Origin of the sequence: Arsenicicoccus sp. UBA7492 (assembly GCF_002479615.1) — a bacterium.
GTDB classification, from domain to species: Bacteria; Actinomycetota; Actinomycetes; order Actinomycetales; family Dermatophilaceae; genus Arsenicicoccus; species Arsenicicoccus bolidensis.
Window position 1 is genome coordinate 44429 of the sequence record NZ_DLOE01000054.1, and the last position, 7216, is coordinate 51644.

The following is a 7216-nucleotide window of genomic DNA, read 5'->3' on the forward strand; positions in this document are numbered from 1 at the left end:
ACGCGCGGCGGCGCGAGGATCCGCGTGCTCGTCCACAGGTGCACGGCCGGTCCTTGCCCCGCGCCTGACCCGCACCCCAGCCTCGGCCGTATGCCGATCGCCCGCCCCCTCCCGACCGCCCTGGTGGCGCTGTCCACCGCCTCGGTGGCCGCCGCGACCCTCGTTGCCGCTCCCGTCCCCGACAACCGCACCACCGGACGTGCCCACGTCTCGGCGCCGGCCGCCGCGCGCTCCAGACCCGCGCCCGTCGCACCAACGGCGCACCTCGCCGGGAGGACGTCGACGCCCTCGGCGGCACCGCCACCCGCACCGTCACGGGGTCAGGCCCTCCCCCGGTCTGCGGCGCCGCGCGCGCCGGGACGGTGGACCGCACCCGTGCGGCCGCTGCGCGTGGTCACGCGGTTCACCGCTCCCCCGCAACCGTGGGCCCGGGGTCATCGCGGGGTGGACCTGGCAGCTGGACCCGGCGCCGCGATCGTCGCTCCGGCCGACGGGGTGGTCGCCTTCGCCGGCATGGTGGCCGGCAGGCCTGTCCTGTCCGTCGACCATGAGGGCGGCCTGCGCAGCACCTACGAACCCGTCGTGGCGCGCGTGTCCGTCGGCGACCAGGTCACGCAGGGGCAGGTGATCGCGGTGGTGGCCGACGGGCCCGGCCACTGCTCGTCATCCTGCCTGCACTGGGGAGCCCGTCGCGGCCAGGTCTATGTCGACCCGCTCTCGCTGATCGACCGTCCCCCGCTCGTCCTGCTTCCGCTGCGCTGACCGCGTCCACGAGAGCCATCAGTCCCGCACGACAGGCCAGGCGACCTGCGTCAGGCGCGCGGGTGTGCCTGGCGGTAGGCCGTGCGCAGGCGGTCCACCGACACGTGCGTGTAGATCTGCGTCGTTGCCAGGCTCGAGTGCCCGAGCAGCTCCTGCACCACGCGCAGGTCCGCGCCCCCGTCGAGCAGGTGCGTCGCGGCGCTGTGCCGCAGGCCGTGCGGTCCGAGGTCCGGCGCGTCGGGCACCTGCGCCAGCAGGCGGTGGACGACCTCGCGCACCTGGCGGGGGTCGACCCGCCTGCCGCGTCGACCGAGCAGCAGGGCCGGTCCGCTCGCCGGCGTGACGAGCTGCGGTCGTCCGCGCGTCAGCCAGGTGTCGAGGGCCCGCTGCGCCGGCACGCCGTAGGGCACCGTCCGCTCCTTGTCGCCCTTGCCAAGCACCCGCAGCGTCCTGGTGGATGCGTCGACGTCGTCGAGGTCCAGACCGACCAGCTCGCTCACGCGGATGCCGCTGGCATAGAGCAGCTCCACCATGGCGGCGTCCCGCAACGTCAGCGGATCGACCTCGCCCCGAGCCTCGTCGTCGGCGGCGCTCGTGGCCCGTCCGGCGCTCGTGGGCCGTCCTCCGCTCGTCCGGTGGGTCCCGTCGGCCGCGGCCCGGAGGAGCGCGTCCGCCTGAGCGTGGTCGAGGACTCCCGGCAGCGTCCGGGAGCGCCGCGGAGACGCGAGCCTGGCCGCCGGGTCGCGGGGCAGGTGACCGCGTCGGGTGGCCCAGGCATAGAACGAGCGCACCGCCGCGGACCTGCGGGCCACGGTCGCGCGGGCCGCACCCTGGGTGCCCTGCCTGGCCAGCCAGGAGCGCAGGTCCGTCAGCTCGAGGTCGGTCAGGTCCTCGGCGCCCTGCTCGCTCGCGTACGAACGCAGCGCGCGAAGGTCGCCGACATAGGCCCGGACCGTGTGCTCGGACCGTCCGCGCTCCACCCGCAGGTGCTGCGCGAACTGCTCGATCAAGTCCTCGGCCACCCGGTCACGGTCCCAAACGCCGAGGTCAGGAGCAAGGACCGCCGGACGGACGCGCCGGGCGCCGGCGCGCCTCGGGGCCGAGGCGGTAGCCGCCGTCACGCGACTCGGCCAGCCCCAGCGTCACGAGCCGGCCCAGGGCGGCCCGCGTCTCGGGCACCGTCAGCGAGGCGGCCAGGGCGATCGACTCCAACCTGGCCAGGTTGCGGACCGGGAGGGCAGACCGGACCTTGGCGTCCGCGTCGCCCAGGAGGTCGAGCTCCTGGACCTGTGCACGACGCTCTGGGGCCAGGTGGGTCCCCATGCGACCGCAGAGCTCGGCCACCTCGGCCGCGTCCGTCACGAGCTCGGCCACGCCGTCGCGCACCGCCTGGTGGCACCCGGCACTGGTCATGCTGGTCACGGGTCCAGGCACCACCGCGACCGGCCGGACGAGCTCGGCTGCGGCCCGCATGGTGCTCAGCGCCCCGCTGCGGTAGCCGGCCTCGACGATCACCGTCCCCTGGCTCAGGGCGGCGATGAGACGGTTGCGCAGCAGGAACCGGGAGCGCGTGGGGGCGCAACCGGGGGCCACCTCGCTCACCACGGCTCCCGTCTCGGCGATGCGGGCGATGAGGCGCTCGTGCGCCGCGGGATAAGGGCGTTCGACGCCCCCGGCGAGCACGGCCACGGTCTCCCCGTCCTCGGCCAGCGCACCCCGGTGAGCCGCCGCGTCGATCCCGAACGCCGCTCCCGACACGACGGCGAACCCGCGCTGCGCCAGACCGGCGCCGAGGTCGGCGGCCACCCGCTGGCCGTACTCCGTCGCCGCTCGGGAGCCCACGACCGAGACGCTGCGCTCCATCGCCTCGGCCAGCCGGGCGGGTCCACGCACCCACAGGCAGTAGGGGCGCTTGGCGGGGTCGAGATCCTCCAGACCGGGAGGCCACTCCTCGTCCGCCGGGACGAGCAGGCGTGCGCCGCAGCGCTGGGCCAGCGCCAGGTCGCGGCCCGGCTCTGCCGCCGCGAGTCGGTCACGCAGGGCGTCGTGCCGCGCGATGCCGTCGCCGGGCAGCAGGTGCAGGGCCGCCACGGGATCGTGCAGCTGGAGCAGCCCCGCCACGCGCGCGTCCGCGGGCTCCGCGATGCGGCTCCACAGGGCGCGAGCCGATCGCTCGTCGCGGGGCAGCTCGTCGGGCCTCATGCCGCGACCTCCGCAGCACCGCGCAGCGTCAGCGCCTGGTCGATGTCGTCCTTCGTCGGGCTCGCGTGCCCCGCCAGATCCGCCAGCGTCCACGCCACCCGGGTCACCCGGTCGTATCCGCGCAGTGTGACCCCGCCCCGGTCCAGCGTGCGGTCGAGCAGCTGCGTGGCTCGGCGGGACGGGCGCAGCGGGCCACGGCGCAACCGGCCGGGGGGCACCTCGCCGTTGAGCGACCAGCGTTCGCCCGCATAGCGTTCCGCCGCGACGGCGCGCGCCTGCGCCACGCGTGCGGCCACCACCGCCGTGGGCTCCGGGTCGGCCTCGACGAGCTCGAGCCGGGAGACCGCCGGCACCGACAGCTGCAGGTCGATGCGGTCGAGCAACGGGCCCGCCAGCCGACCGAGGTAGCCACGACGCTGGTTGACGGTGCAGGTGCAGCCGAGGCCCTTGCCCACGGCCCGGCCGCACGGGCACGGGTTGGCGGCGAGGACCAGCTGGAAGCGGGCGGGGAAGGTCAGCATCCGATCGGTCCGACCGATCGTCACCGTCCCCGACTCGAGCGGCTGGCGCAGGGAGTTGAGGACGTGGGAGGCGAACTCGGGGGCCTCGTCGCCAGATAGAAAGCACACCCCTACGGACGGGTCCATCCTAACGGAGCTACGAACGTCCCGACGCGGCAAGTTTCGCCCAGCCACGTGGGTTCGTATGCGCCCGGTAATGGCGATAGGCGGTCGCGAATGGGGTACTAGGGCACTTTGAACGCCTTACGTCACCTCTCAGCTCTTCGCGGGACGCGAGCGACGGAAGGCGTTCAAAGACACGTCGATCCAGCGGGAGGAAGACATCCTCTCATGCCGCGTCCGAGGTGACTCGTGTCTCGCTCATGCGAGGCCTTCTGCGAGGGAGATGGCGATCAGTTCTTCCATCGCTTGCTGGAGGTCAGTGTTGGTGTAGGTTTGGAGACGGTTCTCGGGGTGGTGAATCATGTTCCGGACCGCGCTGGGTAGCGTCAGAACCTCGTTCTTTGTCGCCGTCGACGCTACCTTCTGGTAGTTCGTCGTCTGCGGGCATCCGCGTCTGGCCAGCCAGTTATCGAAGCTCCTTATCGAGGGCTTCCCTGAGTGCTCCTGTAGTCGTCCGTACAGCCGGACCAAGTTTAGGGTCTCGCGGGTGCGGTCGATCTCCATCAGGGTGGCTTTGTCTTCCCAGCCGTTATCGACAAGGTCGTGGTACTCCCACGAGAGTGGGAGAGGCAGGTTGCTCCCGCGCTCGGCCATGCAGCGCAGCATGATCGCCAGAGGCACGCGTTCACGGATGAAGTCCTCGAGCCCTCCTAGCCGGTTCTCGCCGTTGTTTTCGTCCTTGATGAGGCGGTCCCAATAGCCGTCCTCATCTTCGTTCTGAGGGTCGCTCACCGCGAACCGAGCCACGAGCAACTCGTGAATGTCGTAGCTAAAAGACTCCTGATCAGCCCTAGTGATGTTCGCGAAGTCGATGCTGGCGACCACGTCCAGGTACCGGTCGAACGGTAGACGCAGAGCATAAGTTCGGTTCCAGCGCCTCAGCAGATCATCATAAGCATCGCGAGTCTCTTCCAACGTGTGCCCGAGCAAGTCCATCCGGCGGCGCACCTGGTCCAGCGGCGCCGACAGAGCGAGATGCTCCTCGGTGACGGTGGTGTTGCGGTCGCTCGAGTCCCATGAGGCGGCATACGTGTAGGGCACGACCTTCTCGCTGCCTGGTGGGAACAGCCATGCGTGGCCGGTCCAGTAGTGGTTCTTGCCGTAGTCGATGCTGACCTCATTGAGGCTCAGGGAGATCATCGTGCCCATGAGGCAAGTCTGTCCTGCGGGAGGATGTCGGTGGTGGAGGGCAACCGGGGTGTTGGTGTCCGCGCGCAGTCGAGGTGAGGCCTCGCTGAGCACCCCAGGATATTTGCGCGCGCTCATGCCGCGGGTCGTGTCTCGTCCCGTCGCTGCTTTCAGAGTTGGCTCCGCAGGAATGGAAGGGTTATGAGCAGGTACTCCTGGTGTTGTTTGGTGTGGATCCGGTGTCGCGCATCGATAGTGCGTACTTCAGCCCGGGACAGATGCCGGGCCATGGTCGCGAAAGGACGCGAGCGGATAGCATTGCCGTGGAGGCTGGCCCGCGTGTCCCAAGAGCGGCAGAGCAATCATGCGCCGACCTGGCAACGCCGCGATCGTGGGATCAGGCCTGCGCTTGGGACACACCCTCAGACCTCCCAGATCCATCGGCCGTGGCGGGCAAACTGGACAACGTCAAGCACCTTCCGGCAAAGGAGGCTCGGTGGTCGATTGGGGCAGGCTGGTGTTGCCCAGCCCGAAGACCGAGGCCGACTTCGCAGCGCTACGGACTCTCGGCCGGACGACCATCGGTAAGTCGTTCCCGCTGCAGTTCGGATCGCGGAGCGACATTGGCGCGCCGACTAGGACCATATGGCAGATAATCAGCGAAGACGCGGACTGCGCCCCCAACGGGCGCGGAGAAGAGGAAGAAGTGACTCTCCACCAGAGCCCGAAGGGTCGTGTTCAGGTTAAGGCGAGGGTCATCCGCGACCGCGGCCGTGTCGCCGAACTGCGCTTCGAGAAAGTCACTGGGCGGGCCAACGACGACGCGAAACTCGAAACCCTCTTGAGTCTCGACGCAGAGGCTGCGGGGCGGCTGATCAAGTTGTGCTATGCCCTCAAGGGCATCGATCCTACGGGTGAGGATACCTTGAAACTCGATGACGACCTTCTCGCCGCTGTCATGGCCGATCCGAAGGCCCTGACCGCCGCCTATGACCGCGACCCAGAGGGCTTTGCGGAGATAATCAAGTCCGACGTGACCGCCACGGACGTCATTGCCATTGCCGCCCGAAAGGAAGCTGTCAAGCGGTTCGAAATCCTTCTAGACGACCCCGACGAGTTCGGGCGCGCTCGAGAAGGGGGCGGCAAGGAGGCCGTCTGGCAGCGCTTCTTCGAGGAGAACCCGTGGATCCTCGGCGTGGGTTTGTCGGGTCATCTCTTCACGTCGTGGGATGAAACCAAGCTGGAGCGGGTGGTTGGCGGAGCGACCGTTGCCGACGTCGGAAAGCGCGTTGACGCGATGCTAACAACAAGCGGTGCTGTCCGATCGCTCGTCCTGGCTGAGATCAAGCTGCACGACGATCCACTGCTCGAGAAGGACCCCTACAGGTCGGGATGCTGGGCCCCCTCCCGCGAAGTATCGGGCGGCGTTGCGCAGGCCCACATTACTGCCGACCGGGCACGGGACGACCTCGGAAGTTGGCTCTCCGCTCGCGACGAAGACGGCTATGACACGGGTGAGCAGGTCTACGCAGGCGCCCCTCGTTCGTACGTGATCATCGGGCGGTTGTCGTCCTTGATGCGGGACGACCGATTACATTCCGACAAGGTGCGGTCGTTCGAGCTGTTTCGCCGTCACCTCTCTTACCCGGAGATATTGACCTATGACGAGGTGCTGGCGCGAGCGCGCTGGAGCCTGAGTTTGATCGAGGCGAGCGCGGGGTGAGAAGCAAGTGTGCGTTTCACTGCGTCCAATGTATGCAAGTTCGCGCCACTGAGGTGTCCAATCTGAAACGGTTTAGCGGTCGTTGCCTCACGTGGCACCGCACGGACGCCCACGCCAGTGGTGTGTGGTTGTCATTTCGCGCCCTCGTCGAGGAAGAGCACACCACGGTGCGGAGCCGTGACCGCACCGGGCGACGGACGGCCGGACCCGCCACCCACCATGGCCGCCATCGTCACGCCGTGGTGCATGGCGACGTACGGGGGTCGCCGCAGCAGACCCAGGGGCGCCGCCTCGCTGCTCATGACCGAGGCGATGGAGGTGACCTCGAGAGCCTGGTCGTCCGGCAGAGGAGGGAGCAGACCCGGCAACCGCTCGGCCAGCATGGTCTTGCCCGCGCCGGGCGCGCGGCCACCTAGCGGTATGCCGCGATGGAATCCACTTTCAGCCACGTCTTCTCCCGAGTGACCTTCAGAAGTGATGGCACTTGGGCCGACGTGTCGCGCTGCTGTTGCGCGTCCGCGTTCCGAGTCGAAATCGGGGCATCGTCTCGGAGCTTGTTCAACTGGTCCAACTCCACGTCACGTGTCGGGACCTGAACAGGCCGCTGCTTCAACCAGCCATGCTCGGCAACCCGTTGCGCCGCTTGCAGAAGCGTCCTACGGCGACGTGCGGGCACTTCGTCGAACACTGCTTTCAGGGCTCTTCCGACCTGAGTGTG

8 protein-coding genes are annotated in these 7216 nt (G+C 69.1%); 2 read left to right on the forward strand and 6 right to left on the reverse strand.

What is annotated here, in order from left to right; all coding sequences use genetic code 11:
- Positions 1 to 90 precede the first annotated feature (90 nt).
- Positions 91 to 762, forward strand: coding sequence for a murein hydrolase activator EnvC family protein (locus B4E97_RS16460; protein WP_286960796.1), 672 nt, complete (start codon positions 91 to 93; stop codon positions 760 to 762).
- Between the two features lie 50 nt (positions 763 to 812).
- Here B4E97_RS16460 and B4E97_RS16465 read toward each other — a convergent pair whose 3' ends face one another.
- From B4E97_RS16465 to B4E97_RS16480, 4 genes are all read right to left on the reverse strand, one after another.
- Positions 813 to 1784 carry a tyrosine recombinase XerC gene (locus B4E97_RS16465; protein ID WP_029211814.1) on the reverse strand — a complete coding sequence of 324 codons (972 nt, stop codon included), beginning with the start codon at positions 1782 to 1784 and terminating at the stop codon, positions 813 to 815.
- Positions 1785 to 1809: 25 nt separating this feature from the next.
- Positions 1810 to 2964, reverse strand: a complete 1155-nt coding sequence (gene dprA / locus B4E97_RS16470) for a DNA-processing protein DprA (protein WP_286955601.1) — start codon at positions 2962 to 2964, stop codon at positions 1810 to 1812.
- Positions 2961 to 3611, reverse strand: a complete 651-nt coding sequence (locus B4E97_RS16475; RefSeq protein WP_029211816.1) for an ATP-binding protein — start codon at positions 3609 to 3611, stop codon at positions 2961 to 2963. The genes dprA and B4E97_RS16475 overlap by 4 nt, the downstream gene beginning before the upstream one ends.
- A gap of 234 nt (positions 3612 to 3845) precedes the next feature.
- Positions 3846 to 4796, reverse strand: coding sequence for a HEPN/Toprim-associated domain-containing protein (locus B4E97_RS16480; protein WP_286960798.1), 951 nt, complete (start codon positions 4794 to 4796; stop codon positions 3846 to 3848).
- A 475-nt stretch (positions 4797 to 5271) separates the two neighbouring features.
- Between B4E97_RS16480 and B4E97_RS16485 the strand changes: the two genes are divergently transcribed.
- Positions 5272 to 6498 (forward strand): Shedu immune nuclease family protein, encoded by a 1227-nt coding sequence (locus B4E97_RS16485; protein ID WP_029211817.1) that lies wholly within the window; start codon positions 5272 to 5274, stop codon positions 6496 to 6498.
- A gap of 131 nt (positions 6499 to 6629) precedes the next feature.
- Here the strand turns inward: B4E97_RS16485 and B4E97_RS16490 are convergent, their stop codons facing one another.
- Both B4E97_RS16490 and B4E97_RS16495 read right to left on the reverse strand, forming a co-directional pair.
- Positions 6630 to 6947: an ATP-binding protein gene (locus tag B4E97_RS16490; RefSeq protein ID WP_338021330.1), complete on the reverse strand. Its 318-nt coding sequence runs from the start codon at positions 6945 to 6947 to the stop codon at positions 6630 to 6632.
- Positions 6911 to 7216 (reverse strand): hypothetical protein (locus tag B4E97_RS16495; protein ID WP_286960799.1); only part of this gene is annotated, 306 nt, incomplete at its 5' end. The genes B4E97_RS16490 and B4E97_RS16495, both read right to left, overlap by 37 nt.

Excerpts from the sequence above, each read along its gene's own strand:
- B4E97_RS16460 (WP_286960796.1), top strand. The coding sequence starts at position 91 with ATGCCGATCGCCCGCCCCCTCCCGACCGCCCTGGTGGCGCTGTCCACC.
- dprA (WP_286955601.1), bottom strand. The coding sequence starts at position 2,964 with ATGAGGCCCGACGAGCTGCCCCGCGACGAGCGATCGGCTCGCGCCCTG.
- B4E97_RS16475 (WP_029211816.1), bottom strand. The coding sequence starts at position 3,611 with ATGGACCCGTCCGTAGGGGTGTGCTTTCTATCTGGCGACGAGGCCCCC.
- B4E97_RS16480 (WP_286960798.1), bottom strand. The coding sequence starts at position 4,796 with ATGGGCACGATGATCTCCCTGAGCCTCAATGAGGTCAGCATCGACTAC.